General features: G+C 68.1%; 23 protein-coding genes and 1 tRNA gene. 9 read left to right on the forward strand and 15 right to left on the reverse strand.

Features of this window, described 5'->3' with window-relative positions:
• Positions 1-4 precede the first annotated feature (4 nt).
• Genes DV704_RS06515 through DV704_RS06525 form a run of 3 tightly spaced genes read right to left on the reverse strand, consistent with a single transcriptional unit; the run spans position 5 to position 3,839 of the window.
• Positions 5-775 carry an enoyl-CoA hydratase-related protein gene (locus tag DV704_RS06515; RefSeq protein WP_114798774.1) on the reverse strand — a complete coding sequence of 257 codons (771 nt, stop codon included), beginning with the start codon at positions 773-775 and terminating at the stop codon, positions 5-7.
• A gap of 5 nt (positions 776-780) precedes the next feature.
• Entirely contained in the window at positions 781-1,098 is a 318-nt protein-coding gene (locus tag DV704_RS06520) for a cupin domain-containing protein (protein ID WP_114798775.1), read from the reverse strand.
• Between the two features lie 11 nt (positions 1,099-1,109).
• Positions 1,110-3,839 (reverse strand): exodeoxyribonuclease V subunit beta, encoded by a 2,730-nt coding sequence (locus DV704_RS06525; protein WP_114798776.1) that lies wholly within the window; start codon positions 3,837-3,839, stop codon positions 1,110-1,112.
• Positions 3,840-3,907: 68 nt separating this feature from the next.
• Here DV704_RS06525 and DV704_RS06530 point away from each other — a divergent pair, with 68 nt between their 5' ends.
• Positions 3,908-4,759, forward strand: coding sequence for an aminotransferase class IV (locus DV704_RS06530; protein WP_114798777.1), 852 nt, complete (start codon positions 3,908-3,910; stop codon positions 4,757-4,759).
• Here the strand turns inward: DV704_RS06530 and DV704_RS12450 are convergent.
• From DV704_RS12450 to DV704_RS06555, 5 genes are read right to left on the reverse strand one after another with little or no spacing between them, the layout of a single operon-like run.
• Positions 4,723-7,050, reverse strand: coding sequence for an ATP-dependent nuclease subunit B (locus DV704_RS12450; RefSeq protein ID WP_114798778.1), 2,328 nt, complete (start codon positions 7,048-7,050; stop codon positions 4,723-4,725). The genes DV704_RS06530 and DV704_RS12450 overlap by 37 nt on opposite strands.
• Positions 7,051-7,096: 46 nt before the next feature.
• On the reverse strand, positions 7,097-8,239 hold the full coding sequence (locus DV704_RS06540; RefSeq protein WP_114798779.1) for a BMP family ABC transporter substrate-binding protein: 1,143 nt from the start codon (positions 8,237-8,239) through the stop codon (positions 7,097-7,099).
• Positions 8,240-8,277: 38 nt separating this feature from the next.
• Positions 8,278-9,147, reverse strand: a complete 870-nt coding sequence (locus tag DV704_RS06545) for an ABC transporter permease (RefSeq protein ID WP_114798780.1) — start codon at positions 9,145-9,147, stop codon at positions 8,278-8,280.
• Positions 9,148-9,149: 2 nt separating this feature from the next.
• A complete protein-coding gene (locus DV704_RS06550; RefSeq protein ID WP_114798781.1) occupies positions 9,150-10,211 on the reverse strand; it encodes an ABC transporter permease in 1,062 nt (353 codons plus the stop codon).
• The gene (locus DV704_RS06555) at positions 10,208-11,707 is read right to left on the reverse strand and encodes an ABC transporter ATP-binding protein (protein WP_114798782.1); all 1,500 of its coding nucleotides are present in this window, start codon (positions 11,705-11,707) and stop codon (positions 10,208-10,210) included. Before DV704_RS06555 ends, DV704_RS06550 begins: the two co-directional genes overlap by 4 nt.
• Before the next feature lie 101 nt (positions 11,708-11,808).
• Here DV704_RS06555 and DV704_RS06560 point away from each other — a divergent pair, with 101 nt between their 5' ends.
• Positions 11,809-12,483 carry a hypothetical protein gene (locus tag DV704_RS06560; RefSeq protein WP_114798783.1) on the forward strand — a complete coding sequence of 225 codons (675 nt, stop codon included), beginning with the start codon at positions 11,809-11,811 and terminating at the stop codon, positions 12,481-12,483.
• Positions 12,484-12,500: 17 nt separating this feature from the next.
• On the opposite strand, the gene xdhC is transcribed toward DV704_RS06560, so the two are convergent.
• The 5 genes from xdhC to DV704_RS06585 form a co-directional block, all read right to left on the reverse strand.
• Positions 12,501-13,325: a xanthine dehydrogenase accessory protein XdhC gene (xdhC, locus tag DV704_RS06565; protein WP_114798784.1), complete on the reverse strand. Its 825-nt coding sequence runs from the start codon at positions 13,323-13,325 to the stop codon at positions 12,501-12,503.
• A complete protein-coding gene (gene xdhB, locus DV704_RS06570) occupies positions 13,312-15,651 on the reverse strand; it encodes a xanthine dehydrogenase molybdopterin binding subunit (protein ID WP_114798785.1) in 2,340 nt (779 codons plus the stop codon). Before xdhB ends, xdhC begins: the two co-directional genes overlap by 14 nt.
• Complete coding sequence (locus DV704_RS06575; protein WP_114798786.1) at positions 15,648-17,024, reverse strand: xanthine dehydrogenase small subunit; 1,377 nt, start codon at positions 17,022-17,024, stop codon at positions 15,648-15,650. The genes xdhB and DV704_RS06575 overlap by 4 nt, the downstream gene beginning before the upstream one ends.
• A gap of 8 nt (positions 17,025-17,032) precedes the next feature.
• On the reverse strand, positions 17,033-18,406 hold the full coding sequence (locus tag DV704_RS06580; protein WP_233498270.1) for an HD-GYP domain-containing protein: 1,374 nt from the start codon (positions 18,404-18,406) through the stop codon (positions 17,033-17,035).
• A gap of 178 nt (positions 18,407-18,584) precedes the next feature.
• Positions 18,585-18,660: transfer RNA gene (locus DV704_RS06585), tRNA-Lys, on the reverse strand.
• A gap of 141 nt (positions 18,661-18,801) precedes the next feature.
• Between DV704_RS06585 and minD the strand changes: the two genes are divergently transcribed.
• Complete coding sequence (gene minD, locus DV704_RS06590) at positions 18,802-19,605, forward strand: septum site-determining protein MinD (protein ID WP_114798788.1); 804 nt, start codon at positions 18,802-18,804, stop codon at positions 19,603-19,605.
• Positions 19,605-19,838, forward strand: a complete 234-nt coding sequence (gene minE / locus DV704_RS06595) for a cell division topological specificity factor MinE (RefSeq protein WP_369911021.1) — start codon at positions 19,605-19,607, stop codon at positions 19,836-19,838. Before minD ends, minE begins: the two co-directional genes overlap by 1 nt.
• Here the strand turns inward: minE and DV704_RS06600 are convergent.
• Together DV704_RS06600 and trpS are read right to left on the reverse strand one after the other, a co-directional pair.
• Positions 19,831-20,529, reverse strand: coding sequence for a chromosome segregation protein ScpA (locus DV704_RS06600; protein ID WP_114798790.1), 699 nt, complete (start codon positions 20,527-20,529; stop codon positions 19,831-19,833). The genes minE and DV704_RS06600 overlap by 8 nt on opposite strands.
• Positions 20,526-21,545 carry a tryptophan--tRNA ligase gene (gene trpS / locus DV704_RS06605; RefSeq protein WP_114798791.1) on the reverse strand — a complete coding sequence of 340 codons (1,020 nt, stop codon included), beginning with the start codon at positions 21,543-21,545 and terminating at the stop codon, positions 20,526-20,528. The genes DV704_RS06600 and trpS overlap by 4 nt, the downstream gene beginning before the upstream one ends.
• Before the next feature lie 73 nt (positions 21,546-21,618).
• Between trpS and DV704_RS06610 the strand changes: the two genes are divergently transcribed.
• From DV704_RS06610 to DV704_RS06630, 5 genes are read left to right on the forward strand one after another with little or no spacing between them, the layout of a single operon-like run.
• Complete coding sequence (locus DV704_RS06610; protein WP_114798792.1) at positions 21,619-22,170, forward strand: sigma-70 family RNA polymerase sigma factor; 552 nt, start codon at positions 21,619-21,621, stop codon at positions 22,168-22,170.
• Complete coding sequence (locus tag DV704_RS06615; protein ID WP_114798793.1) at positions 22,160-22,774, forward strand: anti-sigma factor domain-containing protein; 615 nt, start codon at positions 22,160-22,162, stop codon at positions 22,772-22,774. The genes DV704_RS06610 and DV704_RS06615 overlap by 11 nt, the downstream gene beginning before the upstream one ends.
• Before the next feature lie 48 nt (positions 22,775-22,822).
• Positions 22,823-23,455 carry a ferritin-like domain-containing protein gene (locus DV704_RS06620; protein WP_114798794.1) on the forward strand — a complete coding sequence of 211 codons (633 nt, stop codon included), beginning with the start codon at positions 22,823-22,825 and terminating at the stop codon, positions 23,453-23,455.
• A 12-nt stretch (positions 23,456-23,467) separates the two neighbouring features.
• Complete coding sequence (locus DV704_RS06625; RefSeq protein WP_114798795.1) at positions 23,468-23,959, forward strand: CHRD domain-containing protein; 492 nt, start codon at positions 23,468-23,470, stop codon at positions 23,957-23,959.
• A 9-nt stretch (positions 23,960-23,968) separates the two neighbouring features.
• Positions 23,969-24,862 carry a ferritin-like domain-containing protein gene (locus DV704_RS06630; RefSeq protein ID WP_114798796.1) on the forward strand — a complete coding sequence of 298 codons (894 nt, stop codon included), beginning with the start codon at positions 23,969-23,971 and terminating at the stop codon, positions 24,860-24,862.
• Positions 24,863-24,912: the final 50 nt, after the last annotated feature.

The following is a 24,912-nucleotide window of genomic DNA, read 5'->3' on the forward strand; positions in this document are numbered from 1 at the left end:
CATACTAGCGTCCTTTCCAAACCGGCTTCCGTTTCTCCACAAAAGCCCGGGTTCCCTCGGCCTTGTCCTCGCTGCCGAAGGCCAGGAGGAACTGGGCCCGCTCGAAGGCCAGGCCCTCCTCGAGGCCCACCTCGAGCGCCTGCCCCACCGCCTCCTTGGCCAGCCGCGCAGCAAGCGGCGCCCGCTCGGCCATGGCCTGGGCCAGCTCCAAGGCCTCCTCTAGGTAGAGCTCCACCGGCACCACCCGGTTCACCAAACCATGCCGCAAAGCCTCCCAGGCCGTGAGCACCCGACCGGCCAGGATTACCTCCAAAGCCAGGTATTTTCCCACTTGTCGGGTCAGGCGCTGGGTTCCCCCGCCGCCGGGAATGAGGCCCAGGTTAATCTCCGGCTGGGCAAAGCGGGCCGTCTCGGAGGCCACGATGACGTCGCAGAGCATGGCCAGCTCGCACCCCCCTCCGTAGGCGTACCCCGAGACCGCGGCCACCAGGGGCTTGCGGGCCCTGCGCAAAACCTCGTAGGCCGAGGCGCGCTCCCCCTTGAGAAGCTCAGGGAGGCTGGTCTGCTGGAACTCCAGGATATCCGCCCCAGCCGCAAAGGCCCGCTCGTTGCCGGCAATCACTATGGCGCCAATGGCCTCGTCCTCATCAAAGGCCCGTACCGCCCGGGCCAGCTCGCCCAGCATGGCGCTGCTCAGGGCGTTGAGCTGCTGGGGCCGGTTGAGCTGCACCAGCCCCACCCGGCCCCGGCTTTCTACTCGGATGCTTTGGTACATGGCTGCTACAGAGGAAAACGCTCGTTCTCCCAAACGTCGATGAAAGCAGTGCCAGCAGCCAGCCGGGCGCTGTGGAGCACCCCGGCGGGAATGTGGTAGTAGTCCCCCTTGCGAAAGACCCGCTTTTCTCCCCCAATGGTGAACTCCACCTCGCCCTCCAGCACCACCCCCCACTGCCCCTCGTGGGCGTGCTCGGGCACAAAGGTCTCCTCGGCCACCTGGGCAAACCCCACCTGGCCCTTGTAGCCCGAAAGAACCGCCATCCGCAGGCCAGGCCAAAGCTCTACCTGTTTGAAGGCTGCAAACCACTCAGGGAAAACCATAAGGACCCCGGCTATAGCTTACACTCTTGCACCGAGGCTACGGCCATTTCCAGGCTGGCCTTGTCCAGCGGCACCACCTCGCCCAAGCGCAGGTAGACGAGCCGCACCAGGGGCTCTATCCCCCAGCCCTGCCGCACCGCCTGTAGGTAGATCCCAAGCTGGAAGTGGTACTGCTCGGGGTTTTTCTCCTGGTCGGTCTTGTAGTCCTCCAGGTACCAGGTCTCCCCCACCCGGTACAGCCGGTCGATGACCCCCTGCCAGACCGTAGAACCCAGGGGCAGGGCCACCCCCAGCTCGGCGTGGTCCTCCTCGCGGGGCCAGGGCAGCTTCTCGCCGAGGAGCTGGTGATAGCTCTGCAAAAGCGCCCGGACCTCGGCCATGATGCCCTCCCGCTCCTCGGGGCCGAAGGGGAACATCACCTCCTGGGCCTCGAGGCTGGCCATCTCCAGGGGGTTATCGGGATGCCAGTGCTGGGCGATGGCGTAGTGCACCAGCGTTCCCACAGCCCGCGCCCGGCCCGGCCGCTCCTCGCCCTCCTCGGGGTCGGGCAGGGGCAGGGGCTCGGCCTCGAGGCGCTTGTAGGCCGAGGGGGAAAAGAGCGGCGGAAAGGGCTCTGGCTCGAACCGCTGCGCGGTCCAGGGGGAGGGCGGGGGAGGCTCGGGCGGAGGGGGGGGCTGCTCAAAGCCAAGCCTCCGGTAGGGCCAGGTTTTCAGCATGAAATCGGGCCGGTCATAGGGTTTGGCGTTGGGCCCCAGGCCCATCTCGGCCAGCACCCCTGCCCAGCCCTCCGGCCCCCGCTTGCCCACGCTTCCCGTGAGCAGCAGCACGTCGCGGGCCCGGGAGACCGCCACGTAAAAGAGCCGGTAGCTTTCCTCCTCGGCCAGGGCCCGGGCCTCTTCCCTGAAGGCCTCGAAGCAGGGGGTGCCTCGCAAAGCCAGCTCCTGGACGGGTCCGTCCTCGGCCTCCCGTCTTTTCAGGTACAGGGGGTCGCTCCTTTTGTCGAGGCCCCGCCCCAGGTCGAAGACCGCCACCAGCGGCCACTCCAGCCCCTTGGCCCGGTGCACGGTGAGGATCTGCACCCCTTCCCCCGACTGGGGCACATCGCCGGCCTCGGCCTGGTGGGAAAGCTGCTCCAGGCGCTCCAGCAGGCCCTCCAGGCTCTGGGGCGGCCTGGGGGCGAAATAAAACAGCAGGGCGTCCACATTCTCCCGCGCGCGGGGCGTGAGGAAGTCCTGGTAGGCCCTGCCCCCTATAAGGGGGTCCCGCACCAGGCGCTTGAGGGCCTCCAAGGGGGCGTGCTGCCGCAAAAGCTCCCGGATACGCTGGAGCCGCTCGTACAGCTCGGGATAGCGCTGAAGCCCTGCTAAGGGCTCCCGCGCCCTGAGCAGCTCCTCTACCTCGGCCAGGGCCAGCGGCCTCAGGCCCACCTGGCCGAAGGGGCTGCGCAAAAAGGCCGCCAGGGAGACCAGTCCTTCCGGATTCAGGGCCAGCCTGAGCGCGTGGTAGAGGTCGCGGACCTCCAGGCGCTCGTAGTAGCCCCGCCCTTGCAGCAGCACGTAGGGGATCTGGGCTTTTTGAAAGGCGGCCTCGAGGTAGGGCACGCTGGCGTAGGACCGCACCAGCACGGCCATCTGGCTGTAGCCCACCCGGGCGGAGAGCTCCTTCAGCCGCCCGGCCAGGACCCAGGCCTCGTAGACCCGGGCTTCGTCCAGGCTGGGGGCCCCCTCGACCCAGTGAATCTCGAGCCGCCCTTGCTCTTCCCGCACCCCCTCCACCGGAGGGGCCTCCTCAGGGCTGAACCCCTGCCCCCTCTCGGCCAGGTGCTGGGTCAGGCGGTTCAGAAAACGCACCAAAAGCTGGCTGTGCCGGTAGGTCCGGTTCAGAGGGGCCATCCGCTCCCCCTCCCGCAGAGCCCGGCGAAACTCCTCCACGTCGGCGTCACGGAAGGCGTAGATGGACTGCTTGGGGTCGCCCACCGCCTCGACCACAAGCCCAGCCCGCTCCAGCGCCTCGAAGAAAGCCCCCTGCAGGGGGTTTACGTCCTGGTACTCGTCCACCAGAAGCACCTCCAACCGCTCCAGGACCCTCGACAGGGCCTGGGGATGGCGGGTGAGTTCCAGGGCCTTGCGCTCCAGCTCGGCCGGTGGGAGCAGGCCGGCCCCCAGGCGGGCTCGGTAGGCGCTGTAGACCGCCTGGTACACCTGCTGAAGAACCCGGTTGGCCTCCCCCTCCGCCGGCAGGAAGGCCTGGCCCAGGGAACGCCTGGAAAAAAGGTACAGCAGAGGCTCGGCCAGCTCCTCCGAGACCAGGGGGTGCAGGGGGTGGACAGGGTCTTTTGCCAGGTAGACCAGGGTGCGCCACTCCTCCTCGAACATGGCCCTGGCCTCCCACTCCTCCAGCACGGTGAAGTCGGGGTCCAGGCCGAGCAGGGGGGCCGCGAGCCGCAAGCAGTGGTCCATGAGGCCGTGGATGGTGAAGATGGGGGCCCCGGAAAGCTCCCGCCGCGCCTCCTCAAAGGCCGCCAGACTGCCTTCCGGCGCCCTGAAGTCCAGGTAAGCCCCCTGGCGGAGCACCACCTCCAGGGCCTCCTCCACCCGCAGCCTGAGCTCGCCCGCAGCCTTGCGGGTGAAGGTGGCGCCCGCAATGCGGCGCAGGGGGGTGCCCGAGGCGATGAGCTCCAGGTAGCGCAGGACCAGGCTGGCCGTCTTGCCGGTGCCGGCGGAAGCGACGCGGACCTTCACCACGCAAAGCTTACCGGTTCATACCCGCCAGGCACAACGCAGGCCTGGGTGGGGTACTATGGGGTACGGTGAGGTACGTCTACATCAACGGAAACTTCGTCGAGTACAGCCAGGCCACCCTGCACATCTCCGACCTGGGCCTGCGACGCGGCTATGCGGTTTTTGAGTTCTTCCGCGTGCTAAGAGGGGTGGCGGTCTTCCTGGAAGACCACCTCGAGCGCTTCGCCCGCTCGGCAGCGCTGCTCGAGCTGGAGCCTCCCTGCGGGCGCGAGAGGCTCGAGGACCTGATCCGGGAGCTCATCCAGCTCAACGCGCTGGAGCAGGGCGGCATCCAGATGCTCCTCACAGGCGGCTACTCGGAGGACGCCTTCACCCCAGGCAGGCCCAACCTGATCATCACCCCCACCCCTGTCAGCCCCCCGCCGGCCCACCTGTACCAGCAAGGCGGCAAGGTCATCCTGCAGCAGAACCAACGCGAGCTGCCCGAGGCCAAGACCACCGACTACCTGATGGCGGTGCGGCTTGCCCGGCGGGTGCGGGCCGAAGGGGCCACCGAGGTGGTCTACCACGACGGGAAACGGGTCTCGGAGGGGGGGCGCAGCAGCCTGTGCCTCATCAAAGACGGCGTGCTGGTCACCGCCCGGGAAGGGGTGCTGCCCGGCATCACCCGCAAGCACCTGCTGGAGGTGGCCCGCCCCCTTCTGCCCATCGAGGAGCGGCCCATCACCCTGGACGAGCTCTTCGCCGCCGACGAGGTGCTCCTCACCGGGGCCACCCGGCAGGTCATGCCCATCACCCAGATCGAGGACCGCCCCGTGGGCAGCGGCCGGGTAGGGCCGTGGGCGCAAAAGCTGATGGCTGCCTTCCAGGCCCACCTGGAGGCCTATCTGGAGCGGCGAAGCAGGCCCGGCCCTGCATAGGCCGCCTGGCCCTCCCGGCAAATATCCTTGGCCTTGCAGTCGCGGCAGATAAAGCCGGGATTGGGCTCCACCACTCCGGCGGCATAGCGCTGGTGGGTCTCCTGGACGGTGCGGTGGAGGTTTCGCAGGCTTTTGTCCACCCGCTCGATGGAGTCCAGAAGCCAAGCCTCCCCCAGCACCGGCCAGGCCCACAGGTGGGCCTGTTGGATGCGCCCTTTGTACTTCTCAAGGAGATGCCCGGCCATCCAGCGCTCGCTCCAGCGCTCCCGCATCCGCCGCTGGGCCTCCTCCTTGGAGGTATCGGGGGCCAGGAAGCAGTAGATGTGCGCCTCCTTCCCCTGCCGCCGCACCCCATCCAGCCGGACCTCCAGCCCGTCCACCGCCAGGCTGAAGCCCAGCTCCAGGCTCCCCAAAAGCCCGGCGTGCTGCTCCATCCAGTCCCTGGCCTGGGGAAACTGCTGGGAGAGGGCCTCGAGCCGGGCCGGCAGCAGTTTGCCGCGGATGCGACGGAGCTCGCGCCGCAGAATCTGCCACCAGGGAGGCTCTTCGGGCAGGAAGAGGCCGGCCCAGTAGCGCATGGGGCACTCCTGGTAGCGCCGCAGGTCCTCCACCGTGGGGCTGGGCAGGCTAACCGTTCCCCACGCCGCCTGGTAGGGCTGGACCCCGGCGACCTCGAGGGGGCTGGCAGGGGGAAGGGCTGGCAGGGGGGAGGGGGCCGGACCCACCAGGGCAGGCTCGGGGACCAGAGGGCCCTCCTGGCTGGCCTCGGGGTAGGTGACCACCACCTCCTCCGCACGGGTCCTGAGCTCCTCCAGCAAAACCGGGTCGCGCCCCAGCATCCGCCTCGGAAGCCCGCTCGCCTGCAAAGCCTCCTCCAGGCCCACCCGCAGCTCCTCGGGCACGAAGTAGTCCTCCATCTCCCCCGCGCTGTAAGCGCCCTCCACGGCATGGGTCAGGTAGAGCTTCTTCCAGCGCTGGCCCGAGGCCAAAGTCGGCGTGAGCAGGGCCACCCCCCCATTGGGCCGGTGCGGCTCGTAGCTCTCGGAGAGAAGCGCCGCCCACCAGCGGCGGAAGTGCGCCCCCTGGGCAATCCGGTGGGCCTCCTGGGCCCGCTCTAAAAGGCGCGCCCGGCGGGGGCTATTCCGCACCTCGGGCAGCGCGTCCAGAAGCTCCTCGGCCCACTCCAGCTCCGAGCGCCCGCCCCCTCCCTCACCCGGGGAGCGCAGCCGGGCCATCCACGCCGTCCACACCCCCTCCAGGCCCAGCTCCCTGGCCAGCCTGCTCACGGCCTCGAGCCCCACCAGCCCCCGCTCCAAAGCTACCCGCCCCAAAGGGGCCAGCTCCGGCAGGGCCATGAGGCGGCCCGGGGTGGGAAAGTCGGGCAGCTCCAGCATCTCCAGCAGAAGCCGCCCCTCCGGGGTGTCCGCGGCGGTGGGGGCCCGCTGGTCTACAAGCGGCAGCCCGTACTCATCGGCCAGGGTAAGCCAGGCGGGAATCCTGTTCTCCGGGGCCACCACGGCCACCTCCAGCGGCGAGAGGCCCTGGGCCAGGTCGCGCTTAATGGCCCGCAGCACCCACCGGGCCTCGCTCACCGGGTTGGGCGCGCGGTGGGCCTGGAGGCGCACGCTTCCCGCCGACCGCACCTCCTGGGGGGTGAGCCCGGGCGGGGCCTCGCGCAGGCTCAGGTAGACCGGGACGTGGCGGGAGAGGGCCTGGAAGAACCTGAGCTCCAGAACCCCGAGCTCCCGGAAGCCGTCCACGATCACCGCATCGGCCTCGAGGCGGGGGTGGCTGCTTTCCAGAAGCCTGGTCGCCTCCTGGCGAAAGTCGTCGTAGTCAAAGCGGCCCCAGGTGGCCTTGAGCGTTTCGTAGTGGGCGTAGACCTCCCGCAGGCGCCTGGCCTCGGGGCTGGCCCCGGGAATCCCCGAAGGCCCCACCCCGTTGCGCTTGGCCTCGGCGATGGCCCGGGCGAAGAGCCGGGCCTCCCCCGGGCTTGGGGGAGCCCCCCCCACCAGGCCCAAAGCCTCCCCCACCAGAGCCACCCGGCCCGGCCCGGTCAGGATGGGCCGGATGGCCAGGGTGGCGGCCAGGAGGCGGTAGTAGAGCTGCTGCGAGCTCAGGACCTCGAGCCCAAGCACCGCCCCGCCCTTGGTGACCTGGCGGTAGACGTAGGCCTTCTGAAAGGGCAGGCAGACCCACCAGACCCGCTTGCGCTTTCGGAGCCAGTCGTGGGCCACCTCCAGAAGCCGGGTGGTCTTACCCGAGGCTGGAGGGCCCACGATAAGGTGCACAGCCCCAGTCTACGAAAAACCGCCGGGGCGGGGTTCTACCCACCCCTTACTTGGGCTCGTCCGGAACCACCCCCACCACCCCGGGGGCCACCCACTGCATCTCGTTGAGCTCCTTCACCGTCATACGGCGCCCCGCCGGCACCCGCAGTATGCCGTTGCGGTCGCGGATGGGACCGGTGAAGGGGTCCCACTTGGGGTTCGGGCTCTGGATGTCCTTGTAAAGCTCCATCACCCGGTCGTACACGCTCACCCGCCGGCCGTTCACCACCATGGTGGCCTGCTTCAGTGCCGGCTCGAACCTGGGGTTGATGGGCATGCCCACCTGGGCGCCCAGCATCACCGCCCGCTCCCGCGCCAGCCACCAGTAGTCCACGTTTTGCAGGTTCCTGGGGGTGTAGGTGCCGTTCTGGACTTTTTTCAGGATGTCGATGTAGATCACGCTCCAGTCCACCAACTGGCCCGAGACCACGTAGTCGGGGGCATACTTGTACATCGAGTTGTAGTGGCTGAAGCTCGGCACCCGGCGCCGGGCTGCGGTCTGAATCACCGTGGCGGTGTCCTCGGTGAAGGCCAGGATATCGTTGCCCTCGGCCATCAAGGCCTCAGCGGCCTCGCGGGCCTTGACGGGGTCGTACCAGGCGTTAATCCACTTGACATTGACCGTGGCCCTGGGGTTTACCGCCCGCACCCCCAGGGCGAAGGCCGAGATGTGCCGCTTGAGCTCGGGAATGGGGAAGGCAGCCACGTAGCCCACCTTTCCGCTTTTGGTCAGGGCCCCGGCCATCAGGCCGTTGAGATAGTAGATCTGGTAGAAGTCGGCCATGTAGGTGAGCATGTTGGGGGCCCGCTTAAAGCCGGAGGCATGGGCAAAGATGATGTTCGGGTACTTTTTGGCGGCCTCGAGGGTCTGGTCCATGAAGTCGAAGGAGGTGGTGAAGATCACGTTGCAACCCCCTGCCACCAACCGGTCTACGGTGGCCAGGGTGTCGGCGGGCTTGACCGACTCCACGTACTGGGTGGTGAGCCCCGGGATGGCCTTCTCTGCCGCCCGGCGGCCCTCATCGTGGGCATAGGTCCAGCCCACATCGCCGATGGGGCCCACGTAGATGAAGCAGGCCTTGAGGTTCCTCGGCTGGGCCAGGCCAAACCCCAGCACCGCCAAAAGCGCCAACCACCAAACCTTCCGCATGACGCTCCTCCTTCTCCCCATGCCCTTGGGGTGGGGGCCTACCGTTCGCCCCGCCGATAGGGTTTGCCCAACGCTTCAGGGGCATTGCCCTGCTGCCCACGCAGCCCCGACAACGCCAGCACAAGTATAACCAGCAGGTAGGGCAGGCTGGCAAACACCTCGGTGGGAATGCCCATCTGGCCCTGAAGCCGGAACTGTAGATAGTAGAGGAGCCCGAAAAAAACCGCACCAAAGATGGCTCTCAAGGGGCTCCAGCCCACGAAAATCACCAGCGCCACCGCAATCCACCCCAGCCCGGCGGTCATCCCGTCGGTCCAGGAGGGGCGGTAGACCAGCGACAGGTAGGCCCCGGCCAACCCAGCCAGGGCCCCTCCCGCCACCACCGCAGCGTAGCGCAGGGCCCGCACGTTCACCCCGAGCAGGTCGGCCGCCGCGGGGTTCTCCCCCACCGAACGCAGCGCAAGACCCAGCCGGGTAGCCCCCAAAACGAAGGCCAGCCCCAGGGCCAGCCCCAAAGCCCCCAGGGTGAAGGGCCACTCGGGGGGCTGGTTGAAAAGGGGAAGTCCCTCGTAGCGCTTGCCCAGAAGGCCGGCCATCCCTAACCCCAGCATGGCCAGGGCCAGGCCCGAGACGAACTGGTTGGCCCCCAGGGTGATGGTCACAAAGCCGTGCAGAAGGGCCGCCAGGGCCCCGGCCAGCATGGCCGCGGACACCGCCAACCAGAGGTTTCCATCCCCCCCCGAGCCGTAGGCCACGGCAAACCCGGCCAAAGCCCCCAGGGCCATCATCCCCTCCACCCCCAGGTTCACCACCCCAGCCCGCTCGTTCAAAAGGGCCCCCAAGCAGGCGATGAGCAGCGGGGTGCCGAAGGAGAGGGCCCGGGCCAAAGCGCTGAAAAGCTCCTCCAAGGCTACCCTCCCCTCCCCCAGCGCAGGCGGTAGCGCAGGAAAAACTCCGAGCCAATCAAGCAAAGAAGCATAACCCCCCCGAAGACATCCACGATGCGAAAGGGCATGTTAAGGCTCACCTTGAGCACGTCCCCACCCGCCAGAATAAGGCCCAGCAGAGGGGCGGTGAGGAGCACCAGGACCGGGTGGCCCCGGGCCAGCCAGGCCACGATGATGGCGGTAAAGCCGTAGCCGGAGGAGAGCCGGGTGGGCTCGATCAGGCGGTGGTGAATGCCGGCCAGCTCCCCCACCCCGGCCAGCCCGGCCACCCCCCCGGTGATGAGGGCCACGGCGAAGAGCACGCGGCCTTGGGCGAGCCCTAGGTAACGGGCGGCCTCGGGGTTCTCCCCCACCACCCGCATGCGGAAGCCCAGAGTGGTGCGGAAAAGCAGGAGCTGCAGCCCCAAGGCCAGCACCACCCCCAGCAGCAAGGTGGGCCAGTGCACGCTGGAACCCGCCAGCACGGGGAGCTGCTGGTAGTCGGCCAGGCGGTCGGAGTAAATGTAGCCCCGCACATCCTTGCCGCGCCAGGGACCGTTGATGAGAAAAACGACCAGCGACTGGGCCACGTAGTTGAGCATCAGGGTGGTGAGAATCTCATTCACACCAAAACGGAGGCGGAGCCAGGCGGCCACCGCGCACCAAAGCGCACCCCCCAGCGCCCCCGCCAGGGCCATGGCAGGCAGGCTGAGCGGAGCCGGCAAGGGCAGGAAGAGGGCCACCCCCGCGGCCAGCACCGCCCCCAATAGAAGCTGGCCCTCGGCCCCGATGTTGAAGAACTGGGTGCGGAAGGCCAGGGTCAGGCCCACCCCGATGAGGAGCAGGGGGATGGAGCGGCGCAGGACCTCCTGCCAGCCCTTGGCCTCGAGGAGGGTCCCCTGGAGCATGGTGTGGTAGGCCTCGAGCGGGTTCACCCCGTAGGCCAGGAAAACCCCCCCCACCAGGAGGAAGGCCAGGGCCAGCGCCCCCAGGGTCACCCCCAGGACCCGCAGAGGGGAGGGCGCGGGCAGGGGCTCGAGCCTCACCCCTCACCCCCAACCATCCAAAGGCCTAGCTGGGCCCGGGTGACCTGCCCCACCGGAAAAGGGCCAAAAAGCTGGCCCCGGTGCAGCACCCCGATGCGGTCCGAAAGAGCGAGGAGCTCTTCCAGGTCCTCGGAGACCAGCAGCACCGCTGCGCCCGAGCGGGTCTGCGCCAGAAGGGCCTCGTGCACCTGCTCGGTGGCCCCCACGTCCAGGCCGTAGGTAGGGTGCACCGCCAGCACCAGCCGAGCCCGGCCGGAAAGCTCGCGGGCCAGCACCACCTTTTGCAGGTTGCCCCCCGAGAGCAGCCGGGCTGGGGTGTGCACGCTGGGGGTGGCAATGGCGTAGGCCCTCACCCTGGCCTCGGCCCAGGCCGCCTGGGCGGCCCGGTCCAGCCAGAAGCCCCGGGCCAGGGGGGGGCGGTCGAAAGCGCGCAGGGCCAGGTTCTCAGCCACGCTCATGGTGGGCACGCTGCCCATGCGCAGCCGGTCCTCGGGAATGTGGGCTACCCCCAGGGCAAAAAGCCGGGCCGGGTCGGGCTGAAGGGGTTTGCCCTCCAAAAGGACCCGTCCCTCCTCCGCCCGGCGCAGCCCGGCCAGCACCTCCACCAGCTCGCTCTGGCCGTTGCCCGCGATGCCGGCAATGCCCAGCACCTCACCCGCCCGCAACTCGAAGCTCACCCCTTGCAAAGCGGGCAGCCCCCGTTCGGAGCGGGCCTTCAGCCCCTCCACCCGCAAGCACACCGCCCCCAGCTCCTGCGGCTCCCGCCGCCTTTCAAAGGACACAGGGCGCCCCACCATCAGCTCGGCCAGCCGGGCCTTGCTGGCCTCGGCGGCGGGCAGGCTGCCCACCACCCGGCCCTTGCGCAAAACCACGCAGCGGTCGGCCACCGAGAGCACCTCCTCGAGCTTGTGCGAGATGAAGATGAGGGACTTCCCCGCTGCTTTGAGCTCGCGCATCACCCGGAACAGGGCCTCGGCCTCCTGTGGGGTAAGGACGCTGGTGGGCTCATCCAGGATGAGCACCCTGGCCCCCCGGAGCAGGGCCCGCACGATCTCCACCCGTTGCTTCTCCCCCGGGGAGAGCTGGTAGACGTAGGCCCTGGGGTCCACCGGCAGCCCGTAGCCCTGGGCAATCCGCTCGATGAGGGGCAGGATGCGCCGGGCCGGAAAGAAGGGGGCCCCGATGCCCAGGGCCAGGTTCTCGGCCACGGTGTGCCGCCCCACCAGCACGGGGTGCTGCGGCACCAGGCCAATGCCGTGGCGCAGGGCGTCCACCGGCGAGGCGATGCGCACCGGGCGCCCTTCGAGGAAAATCTCCCCCTCATCGGGGCGGTAAAGGCCGTAGAGGATGGAGACCAGGGTGGACTTCCCCGCCCCGTTCTCCCCCAGCAAGGCCAGTATCTCTCCAGGGTGAAGCTCCAGGCTCACCCGGTCGTTGGCCAGTACTCCGGGGAAGCGCTTGGTGATGTTGTGGAGTCGAAGAAGGGGCTCGCCCATTGGGGCAATCATAGCGGGAAGGGGCCTTGGGGGTGTAGAGTAAGGGCGGTCCGCGGTCACAGGTTTGCTTCGAACCTCTGACCCCCGACCAAGGGGGGATTATGGAACGGCTTGTTTGGATAGGCCTGCTGGGCCTGCTGGGCCTGGTGCTGGCCCAGGCGGTAGAACGGCGGCTCAACCTGGTGGTAAACGGACAGGCCCAGAACAGCAGGGCCATTGTGGTGGGCGGGCAGACCTACGTGCCTTTGAGCGCTTTGCGGGCCTTGGGGGTTAGCGCCGCGGTCTCGGGCAATACCCTGAGCCTGGGCTCGCCGGCGGGCGGGACCGAGCAGCGGGCCAGCCTCGAGGGCTGCCTGAACGAGTGGCTCTTCAACGGCATCTGGCGGGCGCGGGCCACCAAGGTCGAGCCAACCGAGGTGAACGGCCTCAGGGTGTGGGCGGTGGCCCTGGAGGTCCGCAACGCCACCACCAGGACGCTGGAAGCCTGGAACGCTGGCTTCAAAGACCCCTCGAGCCTCGCCCTGGCCTTTGCCGACGGCACCACCGTGCGCAGCGAATCGGGCGCACTGGGGCGCGATTACAACGAAAGAATCTACAACGCCGTCGTTCCCCAGGGCGCTGCCGTCGCGGCCCGGCTCAGTTTCCCCTACGGCCGCACCGATGCCCCCACCAAGCTCCTCATCGAGATGGATACCACCCGCATCGGCCCCAAGTACGGCCTGGCCTTTGCCACCCCCAACCCCAGCTTCCGCTTCAAGCTGGACTGCTCGAGGTGAGGCCCGGTTCCCGTCCATCAACCACTAGCCAAACGGGCCTCCGCAGCCCCCACCAGCAAAGGCAACAACTGGGCCGCGGTGGCGATGGCGATGGCCTCTGGGGCCTTGCTTTGGGTGATGGGCAGGCCGATGGGGCAGGTGACGCGGAGCAGGTCGGCCTGGGATAGGCCCTGCTGCAGGAGCTTCTGCTGGAAGTTGCGCCACTTGACCGCCGAGCCAATCAGGCCCACGAAGCCCAGGTCGCCCCGGCGCAAAGCGGCTTCGAGCACGAACAAATCCTCGGCGTGGTCGTGGGTCATGATGACCAGGTGCGCCCCCGCCGGCAGGTCGCCCACCACGGCATCCAGAATGGGGGCCTCGAACACCCGAAGACGGGCCTGGTCCTGGTAAAGAACCCCCAGCCGCTCTTCCGCCAGCATGCCGGGCCTCGAGTCCACCAGCCACAACTCGATGGGCAGCAGCGCGAGCACCCTGGCCAAGGCCAGCCCCACGTGCCCCACCCCGAAGATGGCCACGGTGGGGCGGACAGGAACGACCAGCTCGAGCAGAATCTGCACCTCGCCCCCGCAGCACTGCACCCCGTACCCGGCGGGGGCCTGTTCGGTGAGGCGCAGGGTGTGGACCTGCGGGGCCCGGCCCTGGCTCTCCAGCATCCTCCGGGCCAGCGCGACGGCGGTGGCCTCGAGGTTCCCCCCGCCGATGCTGCCAAAAGCCTCTTCCGCCGTGACGAGCATCTTGGCCCCAGCCTCGCGCGGGGCGTGCCCCCGCACCGAGAGCAGCGTGACCAGCACCAGGGGCACCTTCTGCTCGGTCAGGCGGGCCAGGTGCTCAAACCACTGCATCAACCCCCCGCAAAGCCCGCTCCCGCACCTTCTCGATGGCCCAGTAGACCGCCTCGGGCGTGGCGGGCGAGGCCAGCTCCACCACGCCCCCCTTTCCAAAAGCCGCCACCGCATCGCGCAAAGCCTCGCGCACCGAGATGGCCAGCATCAGGGGGGGCTCCCCCACCGCTTTAGAGCCGTAGACCACCCCTGTCTCGGTGGCCCGGGGCAGAAGCCGCACGTGGAAGACCTCGGGCAGCTCGGAAAAGCTGGGCAGCTTGTAGGTGCTGGCCGAGCGGGTGGCCACCTGGCCCCTGGCGTCCCAGCGCAAATCCTCCAGGGTGAGCCAGCCCAGGCCCTGGATAAAGCCCCCCTCCACCTGGCCCAGATCCACCAAAGGCGATATGGAATCGCCCACGTCGTGCAGGATGTCCACCCGTCTAAGGCGGTACTGCCCGGTAAAACCGTCCACCTCCACCTCGCTCACCGCCGCCCCAAAGGCGAAGTAGTGGAAGGGCTGGCCCTGCATCCGGGTCTTGTCCCAGTGAAGCCCGGGGGTGCGGTAGAAGCCATCGGCGAAAAGCTGCACCCGCTGGCTGTAGGCCGCGCGCACCACCTCCTCGAAAGGCAGGCGCACCTCGGGCTTCCAGGGGGTAAAAACCCAGCCATCTTCGAAGAGCACGTCGGCGGGGTGAACCCCAAGCCGCTGTGCGGCCACCCCCGCCAGGCGGGCCTTGATCTTCTCGCAGGCCTCCTTGACCGCGGCCCCGTTGAGGTCGGCGCCGGTGGAGGCCGCGGTGGCCGAGGTGTTGGGCACCTTGTCGGTGCGGGTGGGCATGACCCGCACGGCCTCCAGGGGCACCCCCAGGGCCTGGGCGGCAATCTGCTGGATCTTGGTGAAAAGCCCCTGGCCCATCTCGGTGCCGCCGTGGTTGACCTGCACCGTGCCGTCCTGGTAGACCAGCACCAGCGCCCCGGCCTGGTTGTAGGGGGTGAAGTTGAAGGAGATGCCGAACTTGACCGGGGTGATGGCCAGCCCCCGCTTGCGGTAGGGGTTCCGGGCGTTGAAGGCGGCCACCTCCTCCCGGCGACGGGTGAACTCCGCGCTCGTCTTGAGCTCCTCCCAGATGAGCCGGATGCGCTCCACATCCTTCACCGCCTGGCCGTAGGGGGTGGTGCGGTTGTCGTCGGGGGACCCTTCCGACGGCCTCACCCCGTAGAAGTTCCGCTCCCGCACCAGTTCCGGCGGCAGCCCCAGGCTGCGGGCCACCCGGTCCATGACCTCCTCGATGAAGACCATGCCCTGCGGCCCCCCAAAGCCCCGGAAGGCGGTCTGGGAGGTCTTGTGGGTCTTGCAAACCCGGCCTATGGCCTCCAGGTGCGGGATGTAGTAGGCGTTGTCCAGGTGGCACAGGGCTCGAGCCAGCACCGCCTCCGAAAGGTCGAGCGACCAGCCGCCATCGGAGTAAAGCTCCATGTAGAGCGCCTGGATCAGCCCCTCCTCGCTGAAGCCCACCCTGAAGCGGGCGTAGAAGGGGTGGCGCTTGCCGGTGAGGGTGAAGTCCTGCAGCCGGTTCAGGCGCACGCGCACCGGGCGGCCGGTCAGGTAGGCCCCCAAAGCGGCCACCGCCGCGTAGGGGTTGGCCTGGACCTCTTTGCCGCCGAAGCCCCCTCCCATGCGCAGGCACTGCACCGTCACCCGGTTGCGCGGCAGGCCCAGCACCTGGGCCACGATCTCCTGGGTCTCGGAGGGGTGCTGGGTGGAGGCGTGCACGAAGACCTGGCCGGACTCATCCAGCAAAGCCAGCGAGGCCTGGGTCTCGAGGTAGAAGTGCTCCTGCCCGCCGAGCTCGAGCTGGCCCTCGAGCACCCGCGCCGAGGCCCGGAACCCCGCGGCCACATCCCCCCGCCGAAGGTGCAGGGTGGCCCCCTGGAAGCTCTGCTGCCGGATGGCCTCCTCCAGGCTCAGGATGGCCGGGAGGGGCTCGTACTCCACCTCCACCCGCTCCGCCCCCCGCCGGGCCGCCTCCTCGCTCTCGGCCAGCACCCAGGCCACCGCCTGGCCGTAGAACATCACCTCGCTTGGGAACAGCGGTTCATCGCCCTTCACCCCCGAGTCGTTCAACCCCGGCACGTCCGAGGCCACGAGCACCCGCACCACCCCCGGCAGCGCAAGCGCGGGCGCGGGGTCTAGCCGTAGGATGCGGGCGTGGGCATGGGGAGCCTGCACCGGCCAGGCGTGCAGGACCCCGGGGTAGCGGGGCCAGAGGTCATCGGTGTAAAGGGCCCGGCCCGTCACGTGCAGGTGGGCCGACTCGTGGGGAATCGCTTTGCCCACTACCTTCATGCGAGCACCCCCTGGGCTTCAGCATAGAACTTCCAAAGCAGATTCCCGGCAACAGCCCGCCGGTAAGCGGCGCTGCCCCGGTGGTCGTCGATGGGGCTGAACTCGCCCCGAAGCACCTCGGCAGCAGCCCGCACGGTGCTCTCGTCCCAGGGCCTGCCCACAAGGAAGGCCTCGGTCCGGTAAGCCCGCACGGGGGTGGCCGCCATACCGCCCAGGGCCACCCGCACCCCCTGCACCCGCCCGCCCTCCAGCCACAGGGCAAAGGCCGCCGCCACCGTGGAGATATCGTCCAGGGGCCGCTTGGCCACCTTGTAAAACCGGGCCAGGGGGGGCAGGGGCAGGGGAATCCGCACCGCCCGGATGAGCTCGCCCGGTTCCAAAGCCGTTCGCCGGTACCCCGTAAAGAACTCTTCCAAAGGCAGCGTCCGCTCGCCCCCAGCCCCCACCAGCACCACCTGGGCCCCCAGGGCCAGGAGCACCGGGGCGGCATCGCCGATGGGGGAGGCGGTGGCCAGGTTGCCCCCCAGGGTGGCCCGGTTGCGGATGAGGCGCGAGGCAAAGAGGGGGAACCATTCCGAAAGCAAGGGCACCCGCCCCCCAAGGCCCCGCTCGAGCTCGGAGAGGCTGAGGCCGGCGCCCAGCTCGAGGAAGTCCGCCTCCCACTGCAACCCCCTAAGCTCTGGCAGCGCGCTGATGTCTACAATCAGCTCCGCCCTGGCAAAGCGCTGGTTGACCTCCACCCCAAAGTCGGTGCCCCCGGCTAGGGGCCTGGCCTGGGGGTGGTCCTTCAGCACCTGGAGGGCCTCGGCCAGCGAGGCAGGGCGCAGGTAGCCGGGGCAGCGGAGGGGTGCCGGGGCCGGGGCAGGCTCCATGAGGCGGCGGGCCAGGGGGTCGTCCGGCGAGGGCTTTGGCAGGCCCAAGGCCGCATCCCTGATGGGCCGGTAGCCGGTGCAGCGGCAGAGGTTGCCGGAAAGCGCCTCCAGGTCAAAGCCCTCTCGCCCTTTGCGGTAGTACTCGGCCGCCATGCTCACTACGAAGCCGGGGGTGCAGTAACCGCACTGCGAGCCCCCCTGGAGCATGGCCGCCTGCACCGGGTGGAGGGCTTCCGGACGGCCAAGCCCCTCCACCGTCCAGACCTCCTGGCCGGCCAGGGTGGGCAGCAGCAGCAAGCAGCCGTTCGCCGCCTCGTAGCGGGCACCCTGGCCATCGGGGCGGACCAGCAAGACCGCGCAGGCCCCGCACTCCCCCTCGGCGCAGCCCTCCTTGCTGCCGGTCAGGCCTGAGGCCCGCAGCCAGGAGAGCAGGGTGGTGTGGGGGTCCAGCCCTTCTATCTCTACCCGCTGCCCGTTGAGCCAAAAGCCGAAAGCGCCCATACCCCATATTACGCCTGCGCAGGGGGGGTTGTGCCTTCCAGCTGGACCCCGATTCCGCGGCTGGGGTTGGCCACCTCCAGCACCTCCTTACCCGAGGGGGAGGTGATGCGCTGGATGAAGATGTCCACCAGTTTGGGGTCGAGCTTCTTTCCCTTTAGCCGCTTGAGCTCCTCTATTATCTCGGCCGGCTTCCAGGCCCTTTTGTAGGGGCGGGGGCTGTAGAGGGCATCGAAGGTATCCACCACCGCGAATATCCGGGCCAGAATGGGGATGTCCTGGCCTCTGAGCCCATCGGGGTAGCCGGTGCCGTCCCAGTTCTCGTGGTGGTGCCGCACCACCTCCAGGGTCTCCTGCGGCAAAAAGGGCACCCGCGAGAGCATCTCCCAGCCCTTGGTGACGTGGCTCTTCATGATGGCCCACTCCTCCTCGGTCAGCTTGCCCGGCTTCCGCAGGATGTGGTCGGCGATGGAGAGCTTGCCAATATCGTGCAAATAAGCCCCCCAGCGCAAGAACTTGCGCATGGAAGCGTCCAGCCCTACATCCTGGGCGAGCTGGTCGGCCCAGGCCACCACCCGCTTGGTATGGCCCTGGGTCTCGTGGTCGCGAAACTCCAAGGCCAGCCCCAAGGCCCGCAGCGTGCCGTCGTAGGCATCCTCGAGCTGCTTCAGGGCCTCCATCTGCCCGAGCTGAGCCCCCATGATCCGGGCCAGGGAGTTGGCAGCGGCCTTCTCCTTGGGCTGGAAAGGCTTGCTGCCCTCGCGGGCCAGAATCACCACCCCCAAGGGCCGCTTCTGCCGGGCCGAAATCGGCACCGCAGCGGTGGACCAGCCCACGCTCTCGGGGATGCCCTCCAGGTAGTTGCCCACGACGAAGGTATCGGTCAGGGAGGCCAGGCTGCTGAGCTTCTGCTGGGGCAGATGCCGCCCCCGGTAGCGCTCCAAAGCCCCCCGGGCGCTCACCACCACCGGACGGCCCTCGCGAAAGCGCACAAAGGCCAGATGGGGGGCTATCCCGAGGTTGTGCAGGGCGGTCATGGCGTTCTCGGTGAGCTCCAGAGGGTCAGCGGCCATGCTGATGCTCAGGCTCCCCTCCTCGAGCAGGTTCATGTAGCGCAGGGACTCCTCGAGCTCCCGCTTGTTGCGCCAGTCCCGCTCACGCAACCAGGCGATAAACCCTATGGCCGCATAGCCGGGCAACAGGGTGACGAGTAGGTTTTCCGGCTCTAGGCTGACCCTTGCGTAAAGATGCTGGGCCAGCACGAGCAAACCCATAAACGGCACCGCCCAGCGCAGACTGCGCCAGCCATCCTGCCAAACCCAGGGAATCATGAAGAGAAAGGTGAAGACCTGGTAGCCACCTGGCAGGTAGAAAACCGAAACCACCCCCCAAAGCAGGGCCAGCAGGACGAACCCCAGTCGATTCGGCAGCTTCGCACGTTTTTTAGCTCCCATAAGCCCACACGTGGCCTCAATCTAGCACCGCCCCAGACCCCCTCCGGTTCATTTGCCCACTCCGGCCCCAAAACGCAAAACCGCCCGGCGCGTGGGCCGGGCGGTCCGCTGGTGGGCTGTGCAGGACTCGAACCTGCAACCTACTGATTAAGAGTCAGCAGCTCTACCGGTTGAGCTAACAGCCCCAGCAGTGCTTCAGTTTAGAAGACGGTCCCCCTCTTGTCAACGCATTCTTAATCCAAAACTGACAAAGCCGGTGCTAGAGGTTTATACTGTTGGGCAAGGCTTCGGGGCCTAATTAGCAGCCCGCTTGGAGGATTTTCAGCGTGAATGCCCGTGCGATCGTGGTTACCTCAGGGAAAGGCGGCGTGGGTAAGACCACCACCACCGCCAACGTGGGCGCTGCTCTGGCCCGCCTGGGCGAGAAGGTGGCGGTGGTGGACGTGGACGTGGGGCTGCGCAACCTGGACGTGGTGATGGGCCTCGAGGGTCGGGTGGTCTACGACCTGATCGATGTGATTGAGGGAAAGTGCAGGCTGCGCCAAGCCCTCATTCGCGACAAGCGCGTCGAGGGGCTGGCCCTGCTCCCAGCTTCCCAGACCAAGGACAAGGAGTCCCTGGACCCTGAAAGGTTCCGTCAAATTGTGCGCGCCCTGCTGGAGGAGGAAGGCTTCGACCGGGTGCTCATCGACTCGCCTGCGGGGATTGAAAAGGGCTTCCAGACCGCGGTCACCCCGGCCGAGGGAGCCTTGGTGGTGGTGAACCCAGAAGTCTCCAGCGTGCGCGACGCCGACCGGATCATCGGCCTTCTGGAGGCCCGCGAAATCCGGGAAAACTACCTGGTCATCAACCGCATCCGCCCCAAGATGGTGCAGCGGGGCGACATGCTCTCGGTGGAGGATGTGGTGGAAATTCTGGGCATCAAGCCCATCGGCATCGTCCCGGAGGACGAAAGCGTGCTAATCGCCTCAAACCAGGGGGAGCCCCTGGTCCTCAAAAACGGCTCCCCGGCCGGCCGGGCCTTCAGCGAAATCGCCCAGCGGGTACGGGGCGAGGAGGTGCCCTTCACCTCCCTCAGCGACTCACCCGGCTTCCTCGGTACCCTGCGCCGCCTGTTTGGGGGTAGATGATGGGTTTCTGGCCTTTCGGCGGCAAAAGCAGCAAAGAACAGCTCAAGGAGAGGCTGAAGCTGGTGCTGGCCTACGACCGGCTCCACCTTTCGCCCGGGCTGGTGGAGCAGCTCAAGGAAGACCTGCTGGCGGTGCTCAGGCGCTACTTCCCGGAGGAGGAGGGGATCTCCATCCAGGTCGAGACCCTCAACGACAAGATGAAGCTCCAGGCCGATGTGCCGATTCCTAAGTAGCCTGTCGAAGCTCGGCGAGCTGGACCTCCTCCGTCAAAAGCTCCACCCCAATTGGCCCGAAGTTCTCTTCCTGCCACATCTCCACCCAACCCAGCCGCTTGGCCTCTAGAAGGGCGAGAAAGGCAACCACCCGCTCGCTCCACCCCCGAAAGGGAAGCTGGTGGAAAAACCCCCGGCGCCCCCCTCGCAAAAAGCCCAGCAGGCGCCCCCAGGCCTCCTTGAGACTGAAGCGCTCCGGTGGGAGCAAAAGTTCTGCCCGGCGGGCAAGGGGCTCCGCTGCCCGAACCAGAAGCTCCAAGGAGAGGGAACGCACCCGCCGGTCCTTAGGCAGGGGGGGTGGGGCTACCGGCAGCACCCGGGCCCGCTCGCGCGAACGCTGTTCTAAAAAAGCGATGGCCTCTTCCAAGGCCACCAGGGTATCGAGCACCACCGGTGCTTCGGCCTCGAGGTCCTCCTCCACCGGCACGGGGTCGTCCCCCTGGGCCAGGGCCCGCAGTTTGTGCAGCAGAAGTTCGGCCAGCAAGGGCAAAAGCGCACTGCGTTCGCTCAGATCGAGGGCCTCCACCTGGGCCATGGCCTGCTCGGTAAGCAGGAGCAGGGGAAGGTCGCGCGCCGCCACCTGGCCCCGGCGCACCCGCTCGGCCAGCTCCCTGGGGCTGCCGCTAAAGCCCTCGAAGGAAAGCCGTATCATGGGCTGAGCACCAAGCGGCGGCCTTTGGGATGCAGCAGGCCGAACTTTTCCCGCACCTCCTCCATGGTGGCCTGGGCGATGCGGCGGGCCCGGGCTGCTCCGCTCTCCAAAGCGTCCAGTACCACCTGGGGTCTGGCCCTGAGCTCCTCGGCTCGCTCCCGGATGGGCCGCAGGGTTTTCATCATCTCCTGCATCAGGAGCTGTTTGACCACCAGCGTGCCGATGCCCCGGCGGCGGTACTCCTCCTTGAGCACCTGCACCAGCTCGGGCGGAGCGAAATACTGCAGGAACCTGAACGCCACGCTTCGCTCTGGGTCGCCGGGGTCGGAAAGCCGGATGCGGGCCGGGTCATCGGGCATGGCGCGGATTTTCTCCCAGATGCTCTTTTCATCCTCTAAAAGCCCGATGGTGTTGCCCACGCTTTTGGACATCTTGGCCTTGCCGTCGATGCCGGGCACGCGGGGGGCGTTGGGGTTCAGGTAAATTTGCGGCTCCGGGAAGGTTTCGCCGTACTCCAGGTTCCAGCGCCGGGCGATCTCGCGGGTAAGCTCCAGATGCTGGGTCTGGTCGTCCCCCACCGGCACGGTATCGGCCTTGTAGAGGAGGATATCCGCAGCCATCAGCACCGGGTACATGAGAAGGCCAGCGGGCACCGACTCGAGCCGGGCCGCCTTGTCCTTGAACTGGGTCATGCGGGTCAGGTCGCCGTAGGGGGTCTGGGTGGTGAAGATCCAGGCCAGCTCGGTATGCTCGGGCACGTGGGACTGCACGAACAGAATGACCTTGTTGGGGTCCAGGCCCGCGGCGATGTTCACCAAAGCGGCCTCGAAGGTGCGCTGGGCCAGGAGGTCCTTGTCGTAGGCCGCGGGGTTGGTGGGGGCGTGGTAGTCCACAATGCAGTAGATGGCGTCCTGCCCCAGCTTCTCCCCCAGGGCGATGTAGTTGACCATGGCGCCCAGGTAGTTGCCGATGTGCAGGTCGCCGGTGGGCTGAAAGCCGGAAAAAACACGCTTCACGCCGGATAGGATAGCACCGCCTTCCCCCAAAACCAAAACCGGGGGCCGGGCCGTATGCTAGCATAGGCCGAGCATGAGCCTGGAGGCCTTCTCCGACGAAGCCCTGCTGGCCCTGGCGGCCCGGGGGGAGGAGGCCGCGCTAAAGGAGCTCTTTCGGCGCTACGCGGGGGCCTTTTTGGGCCTAGCCCGCCGCATGGGGCTGGACGCGGCCAGCCGGGAGGATGTGGTGCAGGAGGCTTTCAGCAAAATCTGGCAAAAGGCCCGGGAGTTCGACCCGCGGCGGGCCTCGGCCCGGGCCTGGCTCCTGGCCATCGCCCACCACACCACGGTGGACCACCTCCGCCGCCTGGAGGCCCGCCCCAAGCCGCTGGAGCCCGAGGAGGAGGCCGAGGCCTTCGACCTGCCGGGGGTGGGGCTGGACGAGGAGGGCCACCTCAACCGCATCCGGCTGGCGCAGGCCCTCAAGCGGCTCAGCCCCGAGGAGCGCGAGGTGATTGAGGTGCTCTTCTACCAGGGGTACGCCCACCAGGAGGCCGCTTTGCGCCTGGGGCTGCCTCTGGGCACCCTGAAGACCCGGGCCCGCCGGGCCTTGGCCCGGCTGAAGGAGGAGCTGCGTGAAGCCTGAGGAGGTGCGCGAGCTGCTGCCGCTGTATGCCCTGGGGGCGCTGGAGCCAGCCGAGCGGGAGCGCCTCGAGGCCGCCCTGGAGCGCTACCCCGAGCTCTGGGCCGAGGCCAGGGCCCTCCTGGAGACCGCCGCCGACCTGGCCCAGCTTCCCCCGCCGGCCCCCGTTCCGCCGGGCCTGGAAGCGCGGGTGCTGGCCCAGGTGCGCCCCTCCCGCCGGCCCTGGCCCCTCTGGCTGGCCCGGGCTGCGGCAGCGCTTTTGTTGCTGGGCCTGGGGTATGGGGGTGGCTGGGGGGCCTTCTGGCTCCTCTCCTTGCGCGACCCCCAGACCCAGGTGCTCACCCTGGCCAACCCCCAGGGCCAGGGCGTGGGCCGGGCCATCCTGCGCCCCGACCGGCGGGTTCTCATCCTGCTCGACCGGTGGCCCCCCCAGGGTCAGGTCTTCCAGGCCTGGGGCCTGGCCCGGGGCAGCCCGGTACCGCTGCCCACCTTCCGCACCCCCCTCAAGAGCCTGCGCCTGCCCCCAGAGGCCCAGGCGGTGGCGGTCTCGCTCGAGCCCCCCGGCGGCAGCCCCCAGCCCACCACCCTGCTGGGCCTGCCGCAGTAGTTAATCCAAAATGCCCTCCTCCTGCGAACGGCAGGGTGGAGGTGCAAAATGGAAACGCAACCCCAAAACCTGGCTCGTCGGCAGTTCGTTAAGGTCATGACCCTGGCCGGTCTCTCCACCGCCCTGGCCCACAGCCTGGTGGGGCAGGCCCTGGCCCAGTCGCAGGGGGTGAGCGACCTGGACGTGCTCAACCTGGCCCTCACCGCCGAGTACCTGGCCACCGACGCCTACACCCGGGCCCTCACGGTGGGCTTCCCCGGCGAGATTCGGGACTACCTGGCCGAGGCCCTCAAGCACGAGGAGGCCCACGTCAAGGCCCTCACCGACACCATCCGGGGCCCCTTCAACGCCACCCCGGTAGCCCGCCCGCAGTTCACCTACGGCGAGCTGCAGTTCAACGCCGCCAACCGGCTCAAGGTGCTGGAGACCCTGGTGGCCCTCGAGACCGCCTTCACCGGGGCTTATTTGGGGGCCATCCCCCTTATCCAGAACAAGGCCGTGCTCTCGGCGGCGGCCAGCATCGCCATGAACGAGGAGGCCCACCTGGCCATCCTGCGCGACGCGGTGCTGAGCCTGGGCGGGCGGGTGGAAGGCCCGCAGACCCCGGTGGGCCGGGCCTTCGCAGCGGCCATCACCCCCCAGCAGGCCACCCAGGCGGTGCAGGGCTTCATTCGGCGCTAGGCGGGAGGCCAGATGAAGCGGCGGCTGTTCCTTACTGGCCTGGGCGCCGGCCTGCTTGGGCTGGGCCTGGTTCGGGCCCAGATGGGCGGCGTGGTGCGGGCGGTGGTGCTGAGCGGGGCCGAGGTGGTGCCCACCCCGGTCAGCACCCCGGCTTTGGCGGTGGTGCGGCTCGAGCTGGTGGGCTCCACCCTCACCCTGCAAGGGGCGGTGGCCAACCTGGCCGGGGCCTTTCGCGACTACACCCGCGACCCGGTGGACGACCCGGCCCTGAACGCCCGCCTGACCAGCGCGGTGCACCTGCACCGCGGCCCCAGAGGGCAAAACGGCCCCTTGCTGCAGGCCCTCAAGGTCTCGAGCGCCCCCGATGGCAGGAGTGCCACCTTCATGGACCGGATAGAGCTTAGCCTGGACGACCTGAACCGGCTCTACAGGGGCGAGCTCTACTTCGACATCCACACCTCGGCTTTCCGGGCCGGGGAGCTGCGGGGGCAGATTCAAATCTAGGAGAACGAAATGAACCGCAGGGAGATGCTGAAGCAAACCGGCTTGATGGGAACCGGGCTGGTGTTGGGTGGGGTGATGGGCGCCTGTGCCACCACCCCGGGCATGAGCCAAAGCCCCAACCAGGATGTGGCCATTCTCAACTTTGCGCTGAACCTGGAGTACCTGGAGGCCGCCTTTTACCTGGCCGCTGTGGGGCGGATCGCCGAGCTTAGAAGCATCGGTGGCAACGCCGAGATCCGTCTGCCCATGGGCTTCGATGGCACCAGCCCGGTGCCTGGGATGAGCCAGGAGGTGCTCGAGTACGCCCAGGAAATTGCTGAAGATGAGCTCGCCCACGTGCGCTTTTTGCGTCAGGCTTTGGGTTCGGCTGCGGTAGATCGGCCGGTCATCGACCTTGACCAAGCCTTCCGAGCTGCCGGGAGCGCCGCCAGCAACGGAGCCATCAGCAACTTCAACCCCTTTGCCAATGAGCTTTTCTTCATCCATGGGGCCTTCATTTTCGAAGATGTAGGGGTCACCGCCTACAAGGGAGCAGCCCGGCTCATCACCGACAAAAACAATGTGCTGGACCCTGCCGCAGGTATCCTAGCTGTGGAAGCCTACCATGCAGGGATCATCCGGCTGCTTCTCCACGAGCGCAAGGATATGACGGTCACCCCCAGCCTGACCGTAGAGCAGGTGGTGCAGGCCATCAGCAACCTGCGCGCCGGTGTGGGTGGGGGCAAGGACGAGGGGATTACCAAGATGGGGCAGGCCAACCTGGTGGCCGCCGATGCCAACGCCATAGCCTACGGGCGCACCACCAGCGAGGTGCTCAAGATCGTTTACCTTACCGGCAACGCCGGCGTGAGCGCCGGAGGGTTCTTCCCCAACGGCCTAAACGGCAGCATCAAGACCACCTGATACTGTTGGTTTCCCACGGGAAGCGCTTCTCGCTGACCAGCTTGCGCTCC

This window comes from Meiothermus sp. QL-1 (assembly GCF_003351145.1).
In the GTDB taxonomy this organism is placed as follows: Bacteria; Deinococcota; Deinococci; order Deinococcales; family Thermaceae; genus Meiothermus.